The organism is Nostoc sp. UHCC 0302 (genome assembly GCF_038096175.1).
In the GTDB taxonomy this organism is placed as follows: Bacteria; Cyanobacteriota; Cyanobacteriia; order Cyanobacteriales; family Nostocaceae; genus UHCC-0302.
Genome location: NZ_CP151099.1, coordinates 7,916,729 through 7,941,544, shown reverse-complemented (window position 1 = coordinate 7,941,544; position 24,816 = coordinate 7,916,729). Strand labels below are relative to the sequence as shown.

Genomic DNA, 24,816 nt, shown 5'->3' with positions numbered 1-24,816 from the left:
AAACTTCTGGTGCTAACAGCCACCTATGTCTCAGAAAAACGAAACACTTAGCCTTTTCTTAGCCGCTGTCATTACCATTGGTTTAATCTTTGGTGGTTTATGGTTTCTGATGGAACGGTGGGCGCAATTAAATAGAATTGTTCCTAACCAATCGGGGAATAGCAAGCCAACAAATCCTTTGGCTTTTGGAAACCTGTTGTTCAACAAATGTAACGAGCCAAAGCTTCCAACAGGGACATTTAATTATGGTGGTAGCACAACTTGGGCAACCATCCGTAAAGAAGCAGATCCTGCACTGCAAAGCCTCTGCCCTCAATTTATTTTACGTTACACTCAACCTGCATTTGACAAGCCAGGATCTGGTACTGGGATACGGATGTTGATAGAAAATCAACTGGCTTTTGCCCAGTCTTCTCGCTCAATCAAAGCTGAAGAAAATGTACAAGCTCAAAAAAAAGGATTTAGCCTCAAAGAAATTCCAGTAGGGATTGATGGGATAGCGATCGCAGTCAACCCTAATCTTAATATTCCTGGTTTAACTGTTGCCCAACTCAAAGATATTTACACTGGCAAGATTACAAAATGGCAAGAAGTAGGCGGCCCCAATCTACCCATCACCCCATTCTCTCGCAAGAAAGAGTCTGGAGGTACAGTGGAATTCTTTGTGGAAAATGTTTTAGGAAAAGTAAATTTTGGTAACAACGTTCGTTATATTGACACCACTACTGAAGCCCTACGAAAATTGGCTTCGACTCCTGGCAGCATCTACTATGCTTCTGCCCCAGAAGTTGTACCCCAATGCGTCATTAAGCCCCTGCCACTGGGACGCACGTCCAGACAACTAGTAGCTCCTTACCGAGAACCCTACATACCTCCATCTCTATGTCCCACTCAGCGTAATCAGTTGAATACTCAAGCGTTTCGCAGTGGAGAATACCCAATTACTCGCAATTTATTTGTAATTGTTAAACAAAATGGGCAAACAGACCAGCAAGCAGGGCAAGCTTATGCAGACTGGTTGTTATCGTCTCAAGGTCAAGAACTAGTTGAACAAGCTGGATTCGTCAGAATCAAGTGATTAAAGTTTTTACTCAATTGCAACTTAACGAATAAATTTTGTTCAAGCTAGCCAAAAACTGATCGAATCGGTTGAATTTGGCAGAATAATCAAATAATAAGCGTATTTTAATTTAATAAAATTTGTTCATGTCACAAAAGAATGAAACTGCTGTTTTAGTCTTGGCTTTGCTCCTGACAGTTGGAATAGTTGGCGGTGGAGTGTGGTGGTTCAATAACTCTGGAGTCAAAATTACCACTGCAAACCCCTCCGAAAATGGTAATAAAGACCGCATTACTTTTGGAGAAAAACCTTTTACTCCAGGTGAAATTTCTCAAGTTAAAAAAGAGGGTGTGCAAGCGTTCGCTGCTAAAAGTTATGACAAAGCGATCGCTAATTTGACAAATGCTCTCAAACTCAAGCGTAATGATCCAGAAGCGCTGATATTTCTCAATAATGCCCGCATCGGCTCTGCAAAGAGCTATAGCATTGTTACATCTGTACCAATAGGTACTGACCCAAATGAATCTTTAGAAATTTTACGTGGCATTGCCCAAGCCCAAAATCAGATTAATAACTCTGGGGGAATCAAGGGAGTGCCTTTGAAGGTAGGAATAGCCAATGATGACGACAATCCAGAAATCTCTAAGCAAATCGCTGCCAGCTTAGTCAAAAAGCCTGAAGTATTGGGTGTAGTCGGCCCGATTACCAGCGATGCTACCTTAGCAGCAGGGACTATGTATACCTCTGGGCAACTTGTAGCCATTTCTCCTACTAGTACTTCCGTAAAAATTTCTAACTTTAGCCGCTACGTTTTTCGCACGGTTCCTAGTGATTTCATGGCTGCCAGAAGCTTAGCTAATTACATGGTGAGAACGTTGCAGAAAAAAAATGCAGTGGTTTTCTTTAATTCTCAAAGTAAATATAGCCAATCTTTAAAGACTGAATTTGTTTCATCTGTATTGCTAGAGGGTGGACAGATATCAAGCGAATTTGACTTGTCTACAGCAGATTTTAGTGCAGCTAAAAGTCTAGAACAAGCAACTAAGCAAGGCGCAGAAGTATTAATGTTAGCTGCTAACACTGAGACTCTAGATAAAGCTTTGCAAGTAGTTCAGATTAACCAGAAAAAGTTAACTCTGCTAGCGGGAGATGATGTTTACAGTGCCAAAACTTTAGAAATTGGTCGAGAGCAAGCTGTGGGGATGGTGTTAGCAGTTCCCTGGCATATTGATAGCAATCCTAACTCAGATTTTCCCCAGAAATCCCGGCAGTTATGGGGTGCTGATGTGAGCTGGCGAACTGCTCTAGCCTACGATGCCACTATCGCAATAATTGCCGCATTAGAACGTAATCCTACACGAGTTGGAGTACAACAAGTACTTGCCTCCTCTGACTTTTCTGCTAGTGGTGCTTCTGGGGCAATTCGGTTTTTACCATCAGGCGATCGCAATGCCCCAGTGCAACTAGTTAAAATTGTTCCAGGTTCTCGCTCTCGTACTGGGTATGACTTCCAGCCAGTGCGCTAATCATATATCCGATTATTAGTGCAACGTGGCATAGATAGACGAGCCATTCAAATTACTTAATAGTTTAATGCAGCGGTACTAGTCTAGTACCGGATAAAAACCTACTCTTATAATAAAATTTCAAATCACAATCACTTATAGTGAATTGGTGTAAATTGCTATGTCCCGAAATAACGAGATACTCATTCTTGTCGTATCCCTTTTAATTACGGTTGCGTTAATAGCAGGTGGCTTTTGGTATTTTACTAAAAAATTTAGTCTTAACCTAAAAAATCAAATTAGTTTTGACAGCACCAACACAGCCCAATCTTCATCAGGACAAGCTAGCGGCAAGACTTTTACCACTGTATAAAATGTGTTTAGAGGATTATTCAGCTATGGAGGTAGTACCAAATTCCTGTGGCAGTTGACGGTTTGGAAATAGTAGTTAACCCTAATCTCAACATTCCAGGGCTGACGATAGATTAATTGAAGTCGATTTATGCAGGCAAGTTCAGCCATTGGAAGCAAGTGGGCGGCTCTAATATCTCGATCAAACTTTATTATCGGCGTCTTGCTGATGGCGGCACAGTTGAAATTTTTGTCCAAGACATCTTGGGCGGTCAAGCTTTTGGCTCTAATGTGGAGTTTATTTCCACGACCACCCAGGCCTTGCAAAAATTGGCTGGTAGTCCTGGTAGCATTTACTACGCTTCTGCCCCAGAGGTGGTTCCTCAATGTTCAATCAAGCCCTTGCCGTTGGGGCGGACGCAAGGGCAGTATATTGCTCCTTACCAGGAACCATTTGTCCTCCCGTCTGAATGTCCTAGTAAACGGAACAAATTGAACATTGAGGTTTTCCAATCAGGAAAATACCCAATTACCCGCAATCTGTTTGTGGTGGTCAAACAGAATAGTCAAACTGAGCAGCAAGCGGGTGTTGCTTATGCCAACTTACTGCGAATTGAGCAGGGGCAGGAACTGATTAACCGAGCTGGGTTTGTCAAAATCCGCTAACATCTGTCGCTGGCAGACAGAGCAGCGCTTCTTCCTGCTATAGAAGCCTATAGAGTGGCTTCTTGTAATTCTGAACTGCGCTTTAGTTGGCTCTATTAATCGATTCTGCTGGTAAGCAAATAAGATTATCCCCTTGGGTGAGAATTAAGCCACGTTGACGCAACTTGCCCATTAAGCGGGTGACGGTGACACGAGTCGAACCGATCGCACTACCAATTTGGGCATGAGTAAGGGGGAAAGGCAGACAATAGCCACGAATTACATCGGGATCGGTGTCGCTCATTGCTGGCTCTCCATATTCCTCAATCAACAATGTGAGAAATCCTAAGAGTCGGTCAATTGTGCGGCGTTGCCCCAAAGCACTTAGCCACAGCAACTTGCGCTGGTGCTGATACCTAAAGGCATCCATAACTTCGCGACGGAAGTGAGGCCAGTTGTCTAAGTCATGCCAGTACATCCACAACACCGCTGTCTGGTCTACATGAGCATAAGCTTGGAGCGTGAATGGAGACTGAGCAACAATTTCAAATGGTTGTCCCGCTCCAACAAAACCCAAGAAAGCTTCTTCGGGGGTTCTGTTGATTCGTCGAGACGTGAGCTGACTTGCTGTAGCACTAACCTGGGCGGTTCCTACCATACGGATCGCACCCCTTTGCACCAAATATAGCAATCCAGGGCGGGCTGGAATGCGCTCATCTTTGCTGAAGGTGCGGCAGCGGTAGTGTTCTTGAGCCCAATCAAGAATCCGTTGCCAAGTTAAAAAAGGCCGTGAAGCCTCAGAAAAAGAAGATGGAGATTGCATAGGTAACAAAGAGCGTTCGGCTGAAGACAAAGACGTCATAAAAAGGTGCAAGGAGTGTCTTTGTGTTGGCGAGGTCGGCTTAACGCCTAACAGCGCCAGCCATACAAAGAGCAGAAAGCAAAATTTGCTATCCACTATTTTGTTATACTTCTTACTGTACAATGATGGTAGTAAAGTTTACTTACTATTCATCGAATATTCATCAAATTTTATCCTACTCTCATTTTTCTTTATCTAGATTAAACTTATATCTGGAGATAGATGTCAGAAAATGAAGAAATATATGGTACACAGTTATTTAAACAAATCTACGTGCATCATAGGCTACTAGTTAGCAAATACACAGCAATTAAGCGCTCGATACACAGTTATTTAGCTGATGTACTAAGTATTTATACTAAAAATGAAAAATCTGTACTCATAGAAGCTAGAAATATTCCTCTATCTAAAGGTAGAAATGGTAATCAAATTTTCTATGTCTCAGGTGTGGCCATGAGGCTATCAAAATCTCAGAATCAAAAATCTATAGAGATAGCCAATGCGATCGCTTCACATTTATTAGGGATTTGTGGTGACATATTCAAGGTTCAAATAGTTCCCCCAGGTTGGATATATTTACAATTGACTGACTCTGCCTTAGCTGCTTGGCTGCAAAGCCTCGCTGTGGGTAGTCTGGGGCAGGAGATCAGGGAGGAAAAGGGGCAATTGATACCCAATCCCCAGTACCCAATCCCCATTGCCCCTTATCCCCAGAGGGGGGCCCACCTTCCCCAATCCCTAGTACCCAATTCGTTGTTTGCTGTACAGTATGCCCACGCACGCTGCTGCTCGCTAGTGTTACTGGCGCACCGTGAGGGATTAATTGAACTTAGGGAACCAGTTCCCGATACTAGTCCAGTTTTTTGGAGTGTTCTCTCTTGCAACTCCCTTCCTTGGCTCAACTGTGATGGTAAACTGCGCTTCAATCACCCAGATGAGCATTTTCTAATTGCTGAGCTAGTTCAAGTGGTAGATAATTTAGACTACTTTGCTGTTAGCGGATCATGGAACTGGGAAAAAGCAGCATTGAAGTTGAGCCAAGCTTTTGAAAACTTTTGGCGCAATTGCCGCATTTGGGGTGAGATGAAAATTACTTCATCAGAACTAGCTCAAGCCAGACTGGGATTAGTCATGGCTACTCAGTCTGTATTAAGGTTGTTGCTAGAAGAAAAACTGGGAATTTTTGCACCTTTGGAGCTATAAATTAGTAATCTATTTCTGGCGTTGCTGAGTGAGAATATGAATTTGTTTCACACAGAGGCGCTAAGACGCGGAGAGTAAGAGTTGAGAGTACCCGATTTTTGCATTTCATATCTAAATTCAGCAACGCCCTATTTCTTATTCTTAAGAAAAAATAAAAACTTTTATATACATCTATTGACTCAATCAATCACCTTAGCTATATTATCAGGTGTGTGAGGAGCGAACCAGTAGGGGCACCGAGACGAAACACGGCCAGTCGTCGGTGTCCTTTCTGATTTTTAGGTAAATTTTAAATGGAGCAAGTTTAAAAAATTACCCTTTCTACAGCAAAAATTTTTCAATTGCTACAGCCGCTCCCTCTTCCTCTACACTAGGAGCTACCCACTTAGCGATCGCTTGAACCTCTGCTGGTGCATTGCCCATAGCCACACCAATCCCAGCGTACTCTAGCATTTCAACATCATTGAAGTTATCACCAATAGTCATCACATTCGCTGTTTGTAATCCCAGCAACTCTTCAGCTAGATAACGCACAGCTGCACCTTTGTTGGCAGTAGCGTTAGTTGCTTCAAAGAAGGTAGCAACAGATGTTGTGAGATAAAGTTCCGCTGGAGTATATTGGCGGCGCAAATTTCCTAATAGTTTATTTATGACATCTATGTCATCAGACAAAGCTAAGACTTTTGTTGGTTCATCGGTTAAAGCTTCGCGCAAATCACCCACAGCAATCGGGGAAATGCCAGAACGTTCTGCATAAATTTGGGTTTCTCTAGTTAACTCCCGCACATAAAGCTGGTCATTGACGTAAAAGTGAACTGAGAGAAGACTTCGCAACTGTGGCTGTTCAAAATAGTCGAGTAGTTGGTGAGCGATTTTTCTGGAAACAACCAAATTGCGATGAATTTTTTGATTGGCTGGGTCTTGAATCCAGGCTCCTTGATAGGCTAACAGTGGTAGATTCGAGCTAATTTCTTGATGGAAACGTAAGGCTGAGCAGTACATCCGCCCTGTAGCGATCGCCACTTGAATTCCTCGTGCTTGCACTGCTGCGATCGCTTGTTTGACAGCTTTACTCAACGTGTTAGATTTTCCGGCGATCGTGCCATCTACATCTACAACCAGCAGTTTGATGTCTTTGGCAGCAATAGCCTGATTTCCAGTTGATGCCAAGTGTGTGGCAGATGCTTTCTGCATAAATTTTCTAGATTTGTAAGGTTAACAGGCTCTATATAGACAGTTGGGAGTGGTAGAAAAAATTGGATTGACTGGAAATGTTAATACCAATTCAATTAATGATTGCAACATATCCTTGGGTGAAGAAGACGCGATGAATCGCGTCTTCTTCACCTACAAAAGCTGAAAAATCATGAAAAAATCAGCTTAAATTACACCATTTGTTCACGCAACGTAAGCCACTGGCTAAAATAAGGCTATGTCCCAAACTTCCTTTAACCAGTTGACTTCCGATTCTACTACCGCAACACGCCCCACGTTTATCCTAGTGGATGGACACTCCCTCGCTTATCGTTCATACTTCGCCTTTGCTAAAGGACGAGATGGCGGACTGCGTACCAAAGCGGGAATTCCAACCAGTATCTGTTTTGGCTTTATTAAGTGCTTACTAGAGGTAATGGCAACACAACAGCCACAAGCAATGGCTGTTGCCTTTGATTTGGCTGAGACAACCTTCCGGCATGAAGCCGATGATACTTATAAAGCTGGTCGTCCTGAAACGCCAGAAGATTTTATTCCTGACTTAGAAAATCTCCAAGAGTTGCTCAATGGCTTTAATCTGCCGATTTTCACTGCCCCTGGTTACGAGGCAGACGATGTTTTGGGAACTTTAGCACAGAGAGCAACTGCTGCTGAGTATAAAGTGAAGATTCTGACTGGCGATCGCGATTTATTTCAATTGATTGACCCTGATAAAGAAATCACTGTGCTAAATTTCAGTCCAGATGCCCTAAAGCGTTCTACAAATAGCATCACTGAATTTGAAGCAGAACAAGTTAAAGAAAAGCTTGGCGTTTTACCTACACAAATTGTTGATTTTAAAGCTCTTTGTGGTGATAAATCAGATAATATTCCTGGGGTTAAAGGAATAGGAGAAAAGACCGCAGTACAGCTGCTTAATACTTATGGTTCTCTTGAGCAAATTTATGCTGCTTTAGATGAAATTAAAGGTGCTACTCAGAAAAAACTGGCAACAGGTAAAGAAGATGCTGAGAAATCTCGCTATTTAGCACAAATAGTTATTGATGTTCCTATAGAAGTTGATTTAGAAAAGTGTAAATTAAAAGGATTTGATACAAACGTCCTTACACCAATTTTAGAAAAGTTAGAATTTAAGAAATTTTTAGGACAAATCAACGAACTTCAGCAACGTTTTGGTGGTTTAGTTGAAGAAGTACAAACAGCTGAGGCAACAGATACAGCAGACACAGAACCAGAATTTGAAAGCGGGGATCTGGCATTTTTCAGTTTTGCTGAAACACAAGCTGCACAAGAGCAATCTGCTTTATTAGGCGACGGTTCCCAAACACTAATTCAACCAAACATCATCGATACAGAAGCCAAACTAACTGAGTTAGTGAAGCTTTTGCAAAAATTTACTAATCCACAAACACCTGTTGCTTGGGATACTGAAACCACAGACTTAGAACCAAGAGACGCTGAATTAGTAGGAATTGGTTGCTGTTGGGGAACAAAACCAGATGAAGTTGCCTATATTCCCCTTGGGCATAAAACTGGGGAAAATTTGAATCTAGATGTAGCACTAACAGCACTACGTCCAATTTTAGAAAGTGCAGAATATCCTAAGAGTTTACAGAATGCCAAATTTGACCGCTTAGTTTTCCGCTGTCAAGGAATTAACTTGGCGGGAGTGGTGTTTGATCCAATGCTAGCAAGTTATCTTCTAAATGCAGATACTAGCCATAATTTGAGCGACTTGGCTCAGCGATATTTGGGATTGATAGCAAAAAGTTATGTGGATTTAGTTCCTAAAGGCAAAAGTATCGCTGACATAGATATTCCTGCTGTTGCAGATTACTGCGGTATGGATGTTTATTCTACATTTGGATTAGTGCCGAAACTGCGTGAGGAACTGGAGAAAATTCCAGCTCTGTACAAGTTGTTAGTAGAAGTAGAGCAGCCTCTAGAAGCAGTTTTAGCGGAAATGGAATATACAGGTGTCCGCATTAATTCAGCTTATTTAAAAGAACTTTCGCAGCAGTTAGAAATAGATTTAGCAAGGTTGCAGGAACAAGCTATTGAAATAGCTGGGGAAAATTTTAACTTGGGTTCTCCCAAACAATTGAGCCAGATATTATTTGAAAAATTAGGATTAAGCACCAAGCATTCCCGTAAAATTCAGACGGGATACTCTACAGACGCAGCAACACTAGAAAAACTCCAAGAAGTTGATGATACTGGGTTTGTTGAGGCGATTATTCAGTATCGCACTTTGTCGAAATTAAAGTCTACTTATGTTGATGCACTTCCAGCCCTAGTACGTCCAGATACCCAACGATTACATACTGATTTCAACCAAGTAGCAACATCAACTGGTAGATTATCTTCTTCCAATCCAAATTTACAAAATATCCCCATTCGGACTGCTTTTAGTCGTCAAATTCGTAAGGCATTTTTACCAGAACCTGGTTGGTTAATGGTGGCTGCTGATTACTCACAAATTGAGTTACGAATATTGGCTCATTTAAGTCAAGAGCCAATATTGGTGCAAGCATATCAGCAAAATGAAGATATTCATACCGTTACGGCGCGTTTGGTATTTGAAAAAGAAGACATAACATCAGATGAACGAAGGTTGGCCAAAACTATTAATTTTGGTGTAATTTATGGAATGGGTTCTCTAAGATTTTCGCGCTCAACAGGTATAGATAAAGCTGTTGCTAATGAGTTTATCAAGCGATTTAACGAACGCTATCCTAAAGTTTTCGCATATTTAGAGGGAGTGAAAAAGCAAGCGATCGCTCAAGGTTATGTAGAAACTATTCTCGGTCGTCGTCGTTATGTTGAGTTTACCAACAACAGTCTACGCAAGTTAAAAGATCGCAACCCAGAAGATATTGACTTGAGTAAATTAAAGAATTTGGGCCCTTACGATGCCGGATTACTACGCTCCGCTGCTAATGCACCAATTCAAGGTTCAAGTGCTGATATTATCAAAATTGCGATGGTAAAACTGCATGAAATTTTAAAAGGATATCAAGCACGTTTATTGTTACAAGTTCATGATGAATTAGTGTTTGAAGTTTCCCCCCAAGAGTGGGAAGAATTACAACCACAAATTAAGTCGGTGATGGAAGATGCGGTGCAATTAAGCGTACCGTTAATCGTAGATGTGCGTGCAGGTGAGAATTGGATGGAGACAAAGTAAAATAATATACTCTGACCATGTGCGTTATTTTTTAAAAGTGCAGTTGAGCGATTGGCGAAATTAATCATGCCCAATTGCTTTATTAAGCAAAAAACCAGAAAGGGGAAGATAAGCAGGGAGACTCCTGTAGCTTCTCTAATCTGGGATTTACTGCTTACCGAATGCGGCAGAATTTGCGATCGCTATCATTTTGAGGGTATTGCCAAGAATAAGCAAAATGGCTAACTCCTCGCAACCGAGGGGCAAATTGCCGAAGTGCCTGCATTTGCGCTTCCAGTGGTGGACGATTACTGACTGATTGTCCCCATTTACCAGCTAAAGCTGGAATCACCTGTGTTCCTGGTTTTGCCATACTCAAAACCCTTTTTACTTGCGCCGCGATACAACTGGCATTACCGCAAGTCATATAAGACATGGGATGCCATTCTAAAGTGCTGGGGAATCTGTCCCAAGGTTGCAAGCGGGAATCATAGCCTTGTCCTAACATTTGGTTGCCTTCAGGAAAAAACACCGCCCCTGTAGGAATGCCTTGTTGCTTTGCTGGATAACTGGCCATGCTGATAAAATCTATGATTCCTTGCATGGCATGGGCAACACAAAGCTGCCACAACTCCCATTGTAAAAGTGGTTGTCTGTTGCTTGCAGGCAGAATTGACTTTTGGGCTGGCCGAATGCGCCCTTGCCACATCGGTTCACCTTCCTGCGGATAAAGTTTATCAACTTGAGTGATGTCTCCGGCGGTGACGTAACCCTTACTCAAAAACCGCCGAATCAAGTCCAGCCCTTTGTAATTCAGGGCGCGTCTAAATAAAGCTTCTTGGGTTGCTGGACTAAATAGCCACAAATCTGTGACTTTGGTGGCAATAGAATCACTTCCTGTTTGTCGCGGATAGCGTATGTAGTCCAATAGCAAGCCATCCGGGCGACGGCGCAGTACTTGCTGTACTAAGTTGTAGTAGTCGCGTTTAGCTTGTGGGTTGTAGGGATCGATAAATACTTGCGAGCTATCATTGACAACGTATAGACTAGTTTGACCCTTGCCATTGCGAGCGATCGCTCCTTCCCGATCTCGACGCTGGGCGTAAGTATAGCCGAAATTTGTTGTAAACATCCAGGCGTAAACTTTCAAACCGCGTTGCCGACCTTTTTGAATTGCTGTGGAGAGCAGATCGGCGTTTTCTGCACCTGAAGTGCGAATTACAGAAGGCCAAACTGTGGGGTTAGCTGTTGCTGGCAATAGTACTTGCCCGTCGTAAAACACTTCCACATAAACTTGGTTATAACCGCGGTTAGCAATCCGATCCATAATTTGCTCGATTGCACCTGGACGAATGTCGCAAGGATACAAACGCAACCAAAGAGCTTGGGTTTGGGGCCAAGTACGACGGCGGCACTCTTGTAATTCTTTTGCCTGTTGCCGCACCAGCTTTTGGTAACGAGCCTGAGCATCTTGATTACCTTTAAAAGCTGACAGGCGTAAGTTTTCTTTCTTTTGTGCCGCTGTAGATGATAACTGACAATATTGCGTGACTTGCGCCCCTACTGGTTGGCTCCCAAAGTTGGGGGTTAACAAGCTACTAGTGACAATAACAGCGAAAAGGCGTCGCCAAAATAATATCGGTCTTGCAACGTTCAAGGGACGGTTAGACATACGTACAGGTAGATGGGCAAAACGATTATCGACCCCAAATTATTTGACTTCGGGCGACTTTTATCGAATTTGATATTTCAATAATCAGGATTTTTAAGCCTACTTTTCTAAGACTGCCAAACTTCTGTTTCTGTTGCCAGATTTTTGTATAAATAGATAATAGTATATGCAAAAAGCCTGAACAAAAAGCAGGCTTAGCCTGCTTTTTAGAAGATTTTATCTTTGCTTTGATTAGTAAAATTTTGCCAAAGTAAGAATCCCCTAGCTTCTTGCCAGGGGAGTATTAATCAATTAATTCACATGAGATGTTTCGCCTAAGTTCTCATCTACAGTTTGTTGACTTTATCGCCAATGACAATTAATTCAAAGTTTCAAAACCAGATTTAGCTAAATTTAACAAACTAGTCAAGAATCCAAAGTTTTAAGTTTGGACTCTTGAGAGCAAGTTCGCTCAATTTTTGGAACCTTAGCACAGCGCTGGCTCCTCGTGACTGAGGACATAGGTTAGCGGATAATTAACCACCACGCTTAAGCGCTGATTCTACCTGCTGTAACTCTTTTTCTAAACGATTTTTGAGCTTTTGCGGTACGGGACGATTTGGATAAGAACTGTAATGTCCAGCTAGGGAGTTGAGGGCTGTTCGGACGGTTGTAAAGGAGCTAAGACCAGAAACTGAGTTTGCCCGTTGGTAGCGAGCTGAAAAGTCATTAATTTTTTGACGCGCTTCTGCTTGAATTTCTGTTTTATTTGGTGAATCCTCTGATAAATCCAGGGCTTGTCTCATGGCATTAACTACAGTCAAAGTGTCTTGCCGATAATCCCCTGTCAAACTATCTGGACTACCAGAACAGCCCATTAAGCCAATGGCTAGAACCAAAACTAGCGCAAGCAGACGCGACCAATAGCGCTTCATATGCATTCAGTGAAATACTACGCAAATCAACGTCCATCCTATCCTGGATTGGTATCTTGGGGATCAATTCAGTGCTGAGTGTTGAATAGGGGAGTGGTGCAGGGGTGCAGGGGGCAAGGGGACAAGAATAAATACAGAGCAACCACTTTTGACTATTAACTCCTAACTCCTATTTCCTCACTTTTAACTTTCTGATATAGAGTATCTCGTTGTTGAAAAGGTCTCCCTAGAGAAGCGATCGCGGTTTGTAGGCTTTCTACTTCCATACAAGTGCCGCCCAAGGCTCCTGCCATTGTGGTAATGTGTTCTTCCATCAATGTGCCGCCGATATCGTTGCAACCCCAGTTTAAGGCTTCTGTCGCACCTGCAAGCCCTAGTTTTACCCAACTCTGTTGATGGTTAGGAATCCAATTTCCCAAGAAAATCCGTGCTACAGCCCCCAATAATAGGGCATCAGCTAAAACTGGTTGATCGCGTCCGACACGGCGACGTAAGGGTTTGGGTGCTTCTTGTCCAACGAATGGCAATAAAATAAACTCAGTAATTCTGGCTGGGTATCCCTGATTGATCGCAGTTTTTTGGAGCGATCGCAATTTTTCTAAATGCCCAATTTGCTGTTCGTGGGTTTCAATATGCCCAGACAGCATAGTACTTGTGGTGTTTAAGCCTAATTTGTGAGCCGTACTGACTATTTCTAGCCAAGTGGCTGTGTCAATCTTCTCTGGACACAGTATTCGCCTGACTTCATCATCCAATACCTCAGCTGCTGTTCCTGGCATTGAGCCAACACCAGCATCTCGTAAAGCAATAATTACATCAGCATACTTAAGTCCATCAAGTCTAGCTATAAACTGCACTTCTTGGGGTGAGAAAGCATGGAGATGAATTTGGGGAAATTCCTGTTTGATGGTTTCCACTAATTTCAGGTAATAAGGCAAAGATTTGCCGTTTATCTGCGCTTGTGGGTTTAATCCTCCTTGCATACAGATTTCTGTAGCACCCCGCTGCACTGCATCTGTAGCCTTTTCCAAAATTTGTGCCGAATCTAACCAGTACGCACCATTATCACCGTCATCTCTACGGAAAGCACAAAAACTACAGTGCTGCTCACAGATATTAGTAAAGTTGATATTACGGTTAATTATGTAGGTAACTGTATCACCTACTTGACTGTAGCGGAGTTTGTCAGCTGTGGCGCAAATAGCTGCGATCGCCTCTGGCTCAGTTTGTTTTAACAATACCGCTCCCTCTTCTAGGGATAAATCACAGCCCACTAAGGCACGCTCTAGAATTGTTTCAACAGCACTTTTCGTCACATTACATCTCAAAAAAGCATTACTCTCTTTATTTTCTCAGTAAATTTTAAATTTGTGACGTTTTAGCTAATAAAATTCTATTTTTTGATAAATACACCAAGCTCAGGAGAATCCAATTCTCGAATATAAGCTTTATTTTTAAAATTTATTTCTTGCCGTTTCTCTTGTTTGCTTCTCTTCGTTTCCATTGCAATAATTCCACAAGGTTCAAATTCTTGATATGGATACTCTTTTTCTAAAACTGCCGAGACATTTGTGACATTGATATGTTGAATTTTTACCATTTCTTGCTTCTTATGCTGCCACATTACCCACAAAGGGTAGTCCCAAGGGTCATTTCCCATTGATAGCCCAATATTTGAGCATTTTTTTGCATTTAAAAACTCAACTGCTCTTGTGTAAGTTCTCTGAAGATACGGTCTATTGCTAAAATACTGCTCAATTCTATTAGTTTGGAATATATTATTGCTACCAATTATAGGTCTATATCTGTTAGATAATACCCAAGAAGTTGATGAAATTAATAAAATTATCGCTATGATAAATGCTATTTTTTGCTTCTTGATTTTAGATAGGACAACACCTAAAAAAGGAGACATCAATACGAAAAAAGGTAAATGAAGACGACTATTCCATGCTTGCCATTTGACTAGAAAGCAAAATAACAAAAATGTAGAAATCACAGTTATTAGGTAGGCAGATAGATAGTTTTGCTTACGAAGATTTTTTTTTAAAATAAAAATACCAATACATAAAATTATTAGTGCTAAATGTACTAAATTACCAGCACTGTTTTCATTACCTGGTATTCCAAGTGTTGACCAACCTCCTGGCACAAAGAACGTTTTAGAAAAAGTTATCCGAGGGTCAGCAACATCTAGACCAATGAAAGTGTGTATAATTTGAATTAGTTTATTGACTATCCCATTCCATAACCCAATCGGTGTTCCTATATGCAAAGCAAGATTTCTCAGGATATTTGAACAAAGTATATTAATACCAAGCACTTCATTTCTATAGCTATTTGGTTCCCCTAATGGGGAAGCGAATAAATTATAATTACGTAAATAGTGACTAATATTAAGTAATAAAGAGATACTTCCTATTATGAATGCAGGCTTCCATATTTGCCAACGTAAGCGTTTCAGCAGGATTAAACTTAACCAAACTAAAAAGGGAAACACATAAAAATAAGCAGTTCCTTTGGTCAAAATAGCTAGTCCTACACTACTACCAATTTTGAATGAATTAGTCCAAATTTCTTTTTTTTCTACCTGTACAGTTAGGAGTACATAGTAAGCAAGGCAAAGTACCCAGAACGCTAGCACATAATCATTTTGAGTGCTTGATGCTTGCAAAATACCCATAGGAATTGTTGCAGTCACAACAGCAGAAAAAACCTGACCTTTTAAATTCGCTCCCAGTTGTTTTGCAATTAATGAGGCTGCAATAATGCAGCCAACCATACTCAACCATTGAACTAAGTTAGCAAAGAAGTCACTACCGCTCAAAATTTGAAAATGCAAAATTGCAAACTCTGACCAAGGGTTTTGGTAGAGTTGTGGCGTGTAACTTGTTGGATAATGAGCAACGCTATGATTTTGTATCCAATAAGCAACACGGCTCATGTGATAATCCATAGAATCCCAATTATTGGGTGGTGCTATGATGGCAATTAATCCAACTATTAATACAATTAAACTTACGCCAGATAATAATATTATTGTTGATGGTTGGATTGGGTTATTTCTCTTGAGAATAGAAGATGTGTTGATTTTTAACTTATAATTTAAACAAAAATATATATAAGTTAAAATCATACATATAACCAACCAAGACGATAATAACCAGTTAAAATTAATTAATTTTAAAAAGCTCAAAAATTCTGTGATTACAACGAGTAAAATTCCCCAAATAACAGATGCTAATATCAGAGATTCACGCCAATAATTAGGGTTTCTATTAATCAGAATAAAAGTTATAATTAAAAAATTTATAGGTAGTAAAATGGTCATGATTTGTGTGATATTATTGATATTGAAAAAATAAATAGGCACAATTTAAAAAACGACAATAGCCTATAGTGAGATTACATATTTTGATACTTCTTTTATCTTATAATGCCTTTAGAATAAACAAGTATTCAATTAAATTGATAATAAATGCATTTATTACTCTCTAAAATTTCTGGCTGAAACCGATATTAAATAATCAGAAATTGGAAGTTTTGCATCGAACTTAAATCTAAAATTTTGAATCTCAGTATAAACTAATCTGTTGATGAGACGGTTATGAAATCTACTGTTTGGGGTGTATTCTACTTTTGCACAAAGATGATCTCGTTGCTGCCTAGCTTCGCCAACCGTCGTGTACCTCTGGCAGATGAACCCTCTGCATCGCAACAGATGTATTTGTATACTTGGCTGGCTCGCCTCCCTTCTGGCTGGCTACATTTCTTGCTGTGCTTATTGTGGTTAATGATCGGATTGGGCTTGCGCTTAACCAACTTGACTGCAAAGCCACCTTGGACTGATGAATTTTCTACCTTGGTGTTTAGTTTGGGAAATAGTTTTTTAGGAGTACCCCTAGATCAAGCGATCGCACCTGATATTCTATTGCAACCACTACAACCGCAACCTGGCGCAAGCATCCAAGATGTCTGGACGCACTTGAGCCATGAAACTAACCATCCCCCACTTTACTTTGTCTTAGCTCACTGGTGGATGCAGTTATTTCCCACACAAGCAGGTTTAGTTTCTTTGTGGGGGGCGCGATCGCTTGCTGTTTTTTTCGGTGCTGTATCCATCCCCGCTATCTACGCCTTGGGCTGGCTTACCTTTCGCTCCCGCTTGGTTGGACACTTAGCAGCTGCGATGATGGCAGTATCTCCTTACGGTATCTTTCTGGCACAAGAAGCACGTCATTACACTTTGGCAATTTTGTGGGTGATTGCTTCCCTAGCCTGCTTGGTAATTGCTACACGTCATATCAAAAACCGCACACAATTACCTATTTCGATAGCCTTATCTTGGGTGGGAATTAATGCTTTGGGCATTGCTACCCATTATTTCTTTACCCTTACCCTTTGCGCTGAAACTGTAGCTTTAATTTTTCTAGCTTGGCAACAGCATAAGAGTGGCAAAATTTTTCTCCCTCTTTCTCCTCCTTGGGTGCGTATCTATGCTGCCGCTGGCGGCACTTTTGTAGCAGGTATAGTTTGGCTACCAGTATTTTTACAAAATAACTATGGTGATCAATTAACCGAATGGATACAGCAGCCACGCGTCGGATTTGCTTGGTTAAGCCCAATTTTTCAAGCTTTTGCGGCATGGCTAACGATGATTTACTTGCTTCCAGTTGAAGCACCACAGTTAGCAATTGTGATTGCCTCTGGGCTGGTGATGCTGATGTTTTTAATTTGGGCAGCACCCATTTTGGTACGTGGGATTAAAGTTCAGCTACAGCAACCAAATAATCGCTTGCTGACTCAGATGTTGATTGGGGTCGTTTTGGGGGCGATCGCTTTATTCTTTATTTTTACCTATTTTTTTGGTATAGACTTAACCCGAGGCGCTCGTTATAACTTTGTTTACTTTCCTGCTGTCATAGTTTTAGTAGGGGCAAGTCTTGCAGTTTGTTGGGATTCTCCTAAACTATTAAAAGGAATAACTGGTAAAAAAGCCGTGATCTTAATTTGGCTAATGGGATTTATCAGTGCCGTCACAGTCATCTGTAATTTTGGCTATCAAAAATACTATCGTCCTGACCTTTTCGTGCAACTGATTCAACAAACATCTAAAGTTCCAATACTCATTGCCACAACCCAGATCACTCATGTACAAATTGGCGAGATGCTAGGGGTAGCAAGAGAATTTAAAATGCAAAATTCTAACTCTTTAAATCCGTTGTTTCTTCTTGCACATCAAGATAAAAATCCTAATACTGCTACCAAAATCTTAGAAAATAATTTAAAGACTTTATCACAACCTTTTGACTTATGGCTCGTAAATTTTCATGCTCCCATAACAGAAGAAGTTAAAAAATGTGTTGCTCATGACCCATCCTTACCAGCAGTTAATGGTTACGAGTATAAAGTTTATCATTGTGGCAAAAGTTAATTACAGTTAAATTAAAAAACACTTCTATTTTGCTCAAAGTTATATTCATTTATCGCTATACGTTATTAATAACAATCAACATGGCACAATAAAGTTTAATCATAAATTAATTAAAAATAACTAATACTGGAATGTTTTTGAGCAAAAAACTAAAGTTTTTGATTAGGGTAATCTTGCCAGCACTGTTAATTTTAATTGCTGTTCTAAATATTCCACAGCAATCTGCTAAGCCTATTGATGTGCCAACACCAAGGCTAAGAAATAATCCGATAAGCATTGAAAATCAAAAAACTGGCACCTTTGATTGGCAATTAACCAATCCTGCTATTAGACATGAAATCGAAGGTTATGCTTCACTTACTAGCGTAAATCGTGGTAATGAGATCAAGCTTTTTGTCAATACAAAAGACCCTAGTTACACTATTGAAATCTTTCGTATGGGTTGGTATGGCGGCGCAGGTGGACGACAAATAATCCCTACAATTACAAGAAATGCAAGCAAGCAACCACCGCCAATTGTTAATCAAGCAAGTGGTCTAATCGAATGTAATTGGCAAGATCCATACATTTTAAAAATTTCAGACAACTCAGGAGATTCAACAGAGTGGACGAGTGGTGTTTATTTAGCTAAATTAACTGGCAGTAAAAGTTATAAGCAAAGCTACATCATTTTTGTGGTGCGTGATGATAGCCGCCCTTCTGATATCCTTTTTCAATCAAGTGTTACCACCTATCAAGCTTATAACAACTGGGGCAGTATGTCCCTTTATCGCTGGAATAGCCGTGGTAAACAAGCATACAAAGTATCCTTTAATCGTCCTTATGCTGCAAGTCCAGATCGAGCAGGAGGTTATGGAGTTGGAGCAGGAGAATTTTTGACCAATTTCCAGCCAAAGAGGAGGACATCTAATGCTGGATGGGAATACAACATGGTAAGGTGGCTAGAACGTGAAGGCTACGATGTCACCTACGCCACTGACATTGATACACACAATAATCCTTTGGACATACGTTCTACTAAACCGATACTCTTTTTGCACAAAGCATTTCTTTCGGTGGGTCATGATGAATATTGGTCATGGCAAATGCGGCAAAATGTGCAAGCAGCAAGAGAGCGTGGCGTCAGTCTTGGTTTCTTTTCTTCTAATACCTGTTATTGGCAAATTCGCTTTGAGCCTAGCCTCATTACCCAAGAAATGGATCGTACTATTGTTGCTTATAAAGAAAGTGCTGTTTTAGATCCGTTTGCTAGAGATAGTAATGTGGCGAATGATTATCTAGTGACGACTATTTGGCGAAATAAGCCTGTAAAGCGTCCAGAAGATGCTCTGATTGGTGTGATGTACGAAACATTTCAAGTTAATGCCGATATTATTGTGACTGACGCAGCTCCAGATTGGTTACTTGCTGGTACGCAATTAAGCCAAGATGATACTACAGTATCTGTGCGAGCGAATAGCAAAGCGCTTTCAAAAGAAATGCATCTTGAGGGATTGCTAGGTTACGAAGTTGATCGGATGTTTGGTAATGCACCAACTAATACCGTTCGTATTGCTCATTCACCCTATTCATATAACGGTGGTACAAGATATTCAGATATGACCATTTACACCACAGATTCAGATGCAATAGTATTTGCTACTGGTTCTATGCAGTGGAGTTGGGGACTGGATGATTATAATGCACCGCAATTACGTCCCTCTCTTTTGAGCGCTGATGCTCAGGCGATTACGCGCAACGTTTTAGCGCGGATGATCCTTCGGAGACGCTAACGCGAACGAGAGGCTTGTCTGCGACACGCTGCGCGAACGCCAACGGTGAGCTTCCCTTCGGATACTGTTGGCGAAAGCGACATTCTGATTTTTAAATTAGCCAATCTTCAAAGCCTGACGCACTTTTTCAACAACTTGAGTAAGTGCGCCAGGTTCAAACGGAGAAATGAGATTCGCCGATCGCACTAATTCTCGAAAGGACGCAGAACCCCCGCGATCGCATAATGCAATATACTCCGCCAATGCCTGCGAATAATCTTCTTCTGCTTTGACCCAAAACTGCAACGCGCAACACCCTGCCAAGGTGTAATCAATGTAGTAGAACGGCGAACAGTATATGTGCTGTTTGTCTTGCCAGAGTCCACCTTTGTTGAGGTAGTTCAAATCTCCATATTGACGCCAAGGCAGATAACGAGCTTCCATCTGTTGCCACATTTGATGTCGTTCTTGCTCAGTTGCTTCTGGGTTGGCATAGACTAAATGCTGAAAATGATCTACTGCCACGCCATAAGGCAAAAACGTAATCAACCCAGCTAGATGCTGCCTACGAAATCGATCAGCTTGATCACCGAAAAACTTTTCCATCTGTGATCTGGTGAGAAACTCTAAGCTCATAGAGTGAATTTCACACGATTCTAGGGTAGGCCACAGGTAATCGAAAACTGGCAAATGGCGACTTCGCCACATTTGGAAGGCGTGACCAATTTCATGAGCGAACACCTGGACGTCGTTTTTTGTACCATTGAAATTTGCAAACACATAGGGAGCGTCATAGGTTGGAAAGCTTGTGCAGAATCCACCTCCTGCCTTTCCAGGACGGTTTTGCAAATCTAGTAAATGCCGCTCAACCATCATCCTAAAAAAGTCACCCAGCGATGGATTCATGGCATCAAACATTTCTTGCGCCCGTTCCAGCATCCAATCATGATCGCCAATTGGAGCAGGACTGCCTTGGGCATCAAAGACTGACTCATCCCAGAAATATACGGTTTCTAGATTGAGCCGTTTCGCCTGTTGCTGAATTAGCTCGATCGCTAATGGAACGACCTCTTGAACGACTTGATCTCGATAGCGTTCGACATCGGTTTGATCGTAATCTACCCGTCGTACTCGACGATATCCTAGTGCAATGTAGTTCTCATAGCCCAATTTTTTTGCCATGCGATCGCGCAATTTCACCAACTGCTCAAAGAGTTGATCAAAGCGGTCTTGATTCTGCTCAAAAAACTGCCAGCGACACTGTTCTGCTTGGTAACGAATGTCTCGATATTTACTTTGCAGATAGGGTTGCAAGCCCGATAAATTTACCTGCTCACCCTGGAAGTCTAGCTTTGCCGAAGCGATCAGTTCAGTGTACTCATTGGTGAGTTTGGATTCTTCAACTAAATCTGTCGCGATCGCTCTTTCAAAAGTCGTGATGTCTGCTTCCCACAGCAAAAAGGCTTGTCGTCCCAAACTTTGTTCTAGCTCGGCGCGATCGGGACTGTGGATCAGTTGCCGTTTGAGGTCTACTTCAAGGGCGATTAGAGATGGCGAAAGTTCGTTGCAATAGTCTAGGGCAGTTTTATACTCTGGGTTTTGCGTGTCTTGATGAAAGTGCAGTTGCGTAAGTTCTCTCCACGTACTGAGTCTGCGTCGTAAGGCATCCCACTGCTCTATGACAGCTTTTCGTTGCTCAGAGGTTTGAGCTTGATTCAACAGCGTTTGGATGGCTTGGTATTCGGCGCTCACGGTTAAGAGCGTTGGAGTTTCCGCTGTAATGTCGGCAAAATCTACTGGAGCTTTCATCAATTATTCCCCTCAGCGATCAGGCGACTTCGAGAAAGTTTTTCTTTTGAGAAATCGCTAACTTTCATTTTTCCAACAATCTATTAAGACATCAACAATAAAATCGCTTGTAACCTTGGACTCTGTAAAGTATAAAAATAGTTCGTCTAACTCTCCAAGGAGGATACCATAAGGGATTACGGCTATTTTCGGCTTATAATCATGGTTTGAAAGTTTCAGTTATAACTGAGTTTCTAAGCTGTTATCCATTTAAATTGCATAACGAAAGAGTCAAGAGTAGAAACGCGCTGTTTGAAGCTTCTATCAAGAGGCAGGAGGCAGAATGAATCTTCCTGCTTGAATTTAGAATTTACTTATCCCCTGCCCTACTCATAACTTTTTGGCACACCCACGTTTGATAAACCCGCGATCGCTTTTAAGTTTTGGCAACGAATCAATTCGGTAAAATTTAAACCAGAACGCCCTTCAATCTTTGCTACTGTTTCAATTGCAGTTAACAAATGCTGTGCTGCTTCTGTTTCAGAATAACCGCGCCGCTGTGCTATGCGAATTGCAGCTGCATCAGCATTTAACTCTGCCTCTTGCGATTTATTAGTGCGCCAGATCCGAAAAGCGGCGATCGCACTTAATCCTCCAGCTGCAACTACACCCACTATATCTGACTGTGCTGTTTCTATGACTCCGCCCAACAGCCCAGCCAAAACTACACCTTGATAAATGTCAGGTTTAAACCACCTCACTCCCGTTAACCAACTAACCATCTGCAACAATAGCAAGTCTCGTTGCGGCTTCGGTAACCGACGCCATAAATCGAAATTAATATATATGGGTCGCTCCTGATTCCAAGGTAGGGGAAAGGAGGCTTCAATCACCTTTGTTTGCTCCGGCTTGCTGACGATTTTCGTTGTCATCCGACCTGAAGCAGGCATCACATCTAACAAGCGGCGAATTTCAACATTTGGCTCCATAGCTTTAATTATTAGCCATAATGTGCATTGTCAGTAATGCTACAAAAGATAAACTTTTCATGTTAACCTTTGATTTGTGAGATGTTCTTACACTTTTTTACAATAGATATTCTATTGGTGAAAACCTTTGCAAATTGCAAATAGAACAAACAAAGCCATCAAAATACTGGTTAAGTAGTTTTATAGTATGGCGGGATTTTTTCGTAACAGTTTGCTAACCAGTTCCAAACTTGAAAGTTTTGGCTCAGCATTAAGACTAGATTTTTAACTACATGGACGCTTTTGCTCCCATCTCGCCTGAATGGACGAATAAGGCAATACACGCTTATGAATTTTGCTGCCCTAACTGTCGCTCAAGTAGCCTAGAAGCTGCAAAAGTTTGGCTAAATAGGCGATCGCCTGTATTTACAGAAGACCGTCGCCGGAAATGGCAGGAGTTCTACTACTGTCATTGTGGTAGTGTCTGGTGGGCTTGGAGTAGCGATCGCCCCCCAACTGATTTATCTAATCAGCAAGATTATAATTCTACGCAGTAAATTGTTCTTAAGTAAAAGCCCGCCTAAAAGCGGGCTTTCTCATAACCAGGTTTTGTGTAGTCAGCAATTAAGTGCTAACTACTAAGCCATACAAATTTTAGAAAGTGAAGGTAGTCCGGAGAGTACCTACGTAGATGTTGTCATTGTCGCTGTTATGTTCAGGATTGAAAATCACCAACACGCCAGGGGTGACAGCTATATTATCGGTAAGTTTCAAACGATAGAGACCCTCCAAATGATAAGACGTGTCTGGATCTTCTCTACCCGCAACATCGTTATCGGTGACTCTGGGAGATTGGCCGAATATCACACCGAGTAAATTACCTTCTCTACCAAAGTCTTTTAGACCAAGGCTTGCAGCCCAGTACAAGAAGCTTGCATCACTACCTCTATTTACACCTGATTCAGCGACTGCGGTGGTGTAACCTGCCCAACCACCGATGGTCACTTTTTCGTTGGGCTGGAAAGTCGCTTCTACCCCATAGTGGTTAGATGTGGTTGCAGCACCAGCAAAGGGGTTATTGGCCAAGACACTACCTGTGGCACCAAAAAGATTTATACCATTGGGGTTTCCAGCTACAGTAGCATCAGGATCTTTTGCACCATCATAAGCATGGACATATGTCAGACCTAGATTGAAAGCTTTACTAGGTTGGAATGCTATCTGTCCAAAGGCTGCATAGTCGCCATCGGCAACTCCAAAACCATCGTTAGCATTGTTAGCTTTAGGAGCCAGATAAGCACCTGTTAAGCTGAGAGCACCACTAGGATTGAATGTGACAGTTACACCAGCACCACCAGAACCTTGGCGATAAATGGGGCTAAAACGTCCGTAACGAGAGATAGCACCCCTACCAGAACTGGAAAAGTCAGGGCTAAAGTTGTTGGTGTTTTCCCATAACTCAGCACCAGTAGCGTCAACCTTGATACGTACTGCATCATTGAAGTTAAAAGCGTAGTTAACTTTATCAACTGCAACACTGTTACCGTTATCACCATCAAAACCCAAGCGGGTCATGTTAGTACCGGTTACAGTGTTATTTGGAACAATGTTGGCAGCTTGTAAGCGGATTTGCAATTGGTCTTTACCAGTGAAGCTGCTGTACAAGTTCAAACGAACCCGGTCAGAGAAAGTCGTGTTTGAATTTAAATCAGCACCACCAACTGCATTGTCGCCGAAAGCATCAGATACGTTGAAAATTGCTTCTCCAACCAACTTGGTAGTTGTGGAGAACTGATTAGCCTCTAGTTCAGAAGTGCGGGCTTCTAGAGAATCTACACGACCGCGCAGGGTTGCTAGTTCGGCGGAAAATTCTTCTTGTAAACGCTGTAGGGTAGCTAAGTCTTGCTTGTTTACAATATCAGCTGTAGCTGTGGCAATTAGCTCGTTAACCCGGTCTAAACAGGCATTCAAACCAGCAGCAAACTCATAACGGGTTAAAGCACGGTTACCACGATAAGTACCATTGGGATAACCTGCAATACAGCCGTAACGCTCAACTAAAGATTGCAAAGCTTGGAATGCCCAGTCTGTAGGCTGTACATCAGAAAACTGAGAAACAGATGTTACCTGACCAAAACTATCAGACTCTTGTTGAGACTGTTGGGCAACAGTTGTCACTTGGTCATTAGCCTCAGCCACTAGAGCGCTGTTAACAGCAATAAATGTAGCTGCAACAACTGGACTGATCTTAAGAACATTCCAGAAGGATTTTGTCATTTTTT

At 41.6% G+C, this 24,816-nt stretch carries 16 protein-coding genes and 1 pseudogene; 8 read left to right on the top strand and 9 right to left on the bottom strand.

The genetic code is table 11. The annotated features are described in order from the left end of the window. The first annotated feature begins 25 nt into the window (after positions 1–25). From WKK05_RS34360 to WKK05_RS34350, 3 genes and pseudogenes are all read left to right on the top strand, one after another. Positions 26–1,078, top strand: coding sequence for a phosphate ABC transporter substrate-binding protein (locus WKK05_RS34360; RefSeq protein ID WP_341527432.1), 1,053 nt, complete (start codon positions 26–28; stop codon positions 1,076–1,078). Between the two features lie 128 nt (positions 1,079–1,206). Beyond that, complete coding sequence (locus WKK05_RS34355) at positions 1,207–2,586, top strand: ABC transporter substrate-binding protein (protein WP_341527431.1); 1,380 nt, start codon at positions 1,207–1,209, stop codon at positions 2,584–2,586. 160 nt (positions 2,587–2,746) lie between these two features. Then, positions 2,747–3,582: pseudogene (locus WKK05_RS34350) on the top strand (substrate-binding domain-containing protein). Between the two features lie 82 nt (positions 3,583–3,664). Here WKK05_RS34350 and WKK05_RS34345 read toward each other — a convergent pair. Continuing rightward, entirely contained in the window at positions 3,665–4,423 is a 759-nt protein-coding gene (locus WKK05_RS34345) for a Crp/Fnr family transcriptional regulator (protein ID WP_341527430.1), read from the bottom strand. A gap of 222 nt (positions 4,424–4,645) precedes the next feature. Between WKK05_RS34345 and WKK05_RS34340 the strand changes: the two genes are divergently transcribed. Continuing rightward, on the top strand, positions 4,646–5,626 hold the full coding sequence (locus tag WKK05_RS34340) for a DALR anticodon-binding domain-containing protein (protein WP_341527429.1): 981 nt from the start codon (positions 4,646–4,648) through the stop codon (positions 5,624–5,626). 321 nt (positions 5,627–5,947) lie between these two features. Here the strand turns inward: WKK05_RS34340 and WKK05_RS34335 are convergent, their stop codons facing one another. Continuing rightward, a complete protein-coding gene (locus WKK05_RS34335) occupies positions 5,948–6,820 on the bottom strand; it encodes a Cof-type HAD-IIB family hydrolase (RefSeq protein WP_341527428.1) in 873 nt (290 codons plus the stop codon). A gap of 238 nt (positions 6,821–7,058) precedes the next feature. Here WKK05_RS34335 and polA point away from each other — a divergent pair, with 238 nt between their 5' ends. Then, positions 7,059–10,028: a DNA polymerase I gene (gene polA, locus WKK05_RS34330; protein ID WP_341527427.1), complete on the top strand. Its 2,970-nt coding sequence runs from the start codon at positions 7,059–7,061 to the stop codon at positions 10,026–10,028. A gap of 154 nt (positions 10,029–10,182) precedes the next feature. Here polA and WKK05_RS34325 read toward each other — a convergent pair whose 3' ends face one another. The 4 genes from WKK05_RS34325 to WKK05_RS34310 form a co-directional block, all read right to left on the bottom strand. Beyond that, entirely contained in the window at positions 10,183–11,679 is a 1,497-nt protein-coding gene (locus WKK05_RS34325; protein WP_341527426.1) for a family 10 glycosylhydrolase, read from the bottom strand. Between the two features lie 515 nt (positions 11,680–12,194). After that, positions 12,195–12,593 carry a photosystem II protein Psb27 gene (psb27, locus tag WKK05_RS34320; protein ID WP_341531270.1) on the bottom strand — a complete coding sequence of 133 codons (399 nt, stop codon included), beginning with the start codon at positions 12,591–12,593 and terminating at the stop codon, positions 12,195–12,197. A gap of 155 nt (positions 12,594–12,748) precedes the next feature. Further along, positions 12,749–13,909, bottom strand: a complete 1,161-nt coding sequence (cofH, locus tag WKK05_RS34315) for a 7,8-didemethyl-8-hydroxy-5-deazariboflavin synthase subunit CofH (RefSeq protein WP_341527425.1) — start codon at positions 13,907–13,909, stop codon at positions 12,749–12,751. A gap of 77 nt (positions 13,910–13,986) precedes the next feature. Continuing rightward, positions 13,987–15,924 (bottom strand): glycosyltransferase family 39 protein, encoded by a 1,938-nt coding sequence (locus WKK05_RS34310; protein WP_341527424.1) that lies wholly within the window; start codon positions 15,922–15,924, stop codon positions 13,987–13,989. Positions 15,925–16,314: 390 nt separating this feature from the next. Here WKK05_RS34310 and WKK05_RS34305 point away from each other — a divergent pair, with 390 nt between their 5' ends. Both WKK05_RS34305 and WKK05_RS34300 read left to right on the top strand, forming a co-directional pair. Further along, a complete protein-coding gene (locus WKK05_RS34305; RefSeq protein WP_341531269.1) occupies positions 16,315–18,027 on the top strand; it encodes a glycosyltransferase in 1,713 nt (570 codons plus the stop codon). A 173-nt stretch (positions 18,028–18,200) separates the two neighbouring features. After that, positions 18,201–19,799 (top strand): N,N-dimethylformamidase beta subunit family domain-containing protein, encoded by a 1,599-nt coding sequence (locus WKK05_RS34300; protein WP_341527423.1) that lies wholly within the window; start codon positions 18,201–18,203, stop codon positions 19,797–19,799. 96 nt (positions 19,800–19,895) lie between these two features. On the opposite strand, the gene WKK05_RS34295 is transcribed toward WKK05_RS34300, so the two are convergent. Next, entirely contained in the window at positions 19,896–21,587 is a 1,692-nt protein-coding gene (locus WKK05_RS34295; RefSeq protein WP_341527422.1) for a M3 family oligoendopeptidase, read from the bottom strand. A gap of 365 nt (positions 21,588–21,952) precedes the next feature. Further along, positions 21,953–22,555, bottom strand: coding sequence for a DUF3318 domain-containing protein (locus WKK05_RS34290; RefSeq protein ID WP_341527421.1), 603 nt, complete (start codon positions 22,553–22,555; stop codon positions 21,953–21,955). A gap of 272 nt (positions 22,556–22,827) precedes the next feature. Here WKK05_RS34290 and WKK05_RS34285 point away from each other — a divergent pair, with 272 nt between their 5' ends. After that, complete coding sequence (locus tag WKK05_RS34285; RefSeq protein WP_341527420.1) at positions 22,828–23,091, top strand: hypothetical protein; 264 nt, start codon at positions 22,828–22,830, stop codon at positions 23,089–23,091. A gap of 97 nt (positions 23,092–23,188) precedes the next feature. Here the strand turns inward: WKK05_RS34285 and WKK05_RS34280 are convergent, their stop codons facing one another. Continuing rightward, positions 23,189–24,811, bottom strand: a complete 1,623-nt coding sequence (locus WKK05_RS34280) for an iron uptake porin (RefSeq protein ID WP_341527419.1) — start codon at positions 24,809–24,811, stop codon at positions 23,189–23,191. Positions 24,812–24,816 lie beyond the last annotated feature (5 nt).

Excerpts from the sequence above, each read along its gene's own strand:
- WKK05_RS34325 (WP_341527426.1), bottom strand. The coding sequence starts at position 11,679 with ATGTCTAACCGTCCCTTGAACGTTGCAAGACCGATATTATTTTGGCGA.
- WKK05_RS34280 (WP_341527419.1), bottom strand. The coding sequence starts at position 24,811 with ATGACAAAATCCTTCTGGAATGTTCTTAAGATCAGTCCAGTTGTTGCA.
- psb27 (WP_341531270.1), bottom strand. The coding sequence starts at position 12,593 with ATGAAGCGCTATTGGTCGCGTCTGCTTGCGCTAGTTTTGGTTCTAGCC.
- WKK05_RS34360 (WP_341527432.1), top strand. The coding sequence starts at position 26 with ATGTCTCAGAAAAACGAAACACTTAGCCTTTTCTTAGCCGCTGTCATT.
- WKK05_RS34295 (WP_341527422.1), bottom strand. The coding sequence starts at position 21,587 with ATGAAAGCTCCAGTAGATTTTGCCGACATTACAGCGGAAACTCCAACG.
- WKK05_RS34345 (WP_341527430.1), bottom strand. The coding sequence starts at position 4,423 with ATGACGTCTTTGTCTTCAGCCGAACGCTCTTTGTTACCTATGCAATCT.
- polA (WP_341527427.1), top strand. The coding sequence starts at position 7,059 with ATGTCCCAAACTTCCTTTAACCAGTTGACTTCCGATTCTACTACCGCA.
- WKK05_RS34355 (WP_341527431.1), top strand. The coding sequence starts at position 1,207 with ATGTCACAAAAGAATGAAACTGCTGTTTTAGTCTTGGCTTTGCTCCTG.
- WKK05_RS34285 (WP_341527420.1), top strand. The coding sequence starts at position 22,828 with ATGGACGCTTTTGCTCCCATCTCGCCTGAATGGACGAATAAGGCAATA.
- WKK05_RS34310 (WP_341527424.1), bottom strand. The coding sequence starts at position 15,924 with ATGACCATTTTACTACCTATAAATTTTTTAATTATAACTTTTATTCTG.
- WKK05_RS34340 (WP_341527429.1), top strand. The coding sequence starts at position 4,646 with ATGTCAGAAAATGAAGAAATATATGGTACACAGTTATTTAAACAAATC.
- WKK05_RS34290 (WP_341527421.1), bottom strand. The coding sequence starts at position 22,555 with ATGGAGCCAAATGTTGAAATTCGCCGCTTGTTAGATGTGATGCCTGCT.
- WKK05_RS34335 (WP_341527428.1), bottom strand. The coding sequence starts at position 6,820 with ATGCAGAAAGCATCTGCCACACACTTGGCATCAACTGGAAATCAGGCT.
- WKK05_RS34305 (WP_341531269.1), top strand. The coding sequence starts at position 16,315 with ATGTATTTGTATACTTGGCTGGCTCGCCTCCCTTCTGGCTGGCTACAT.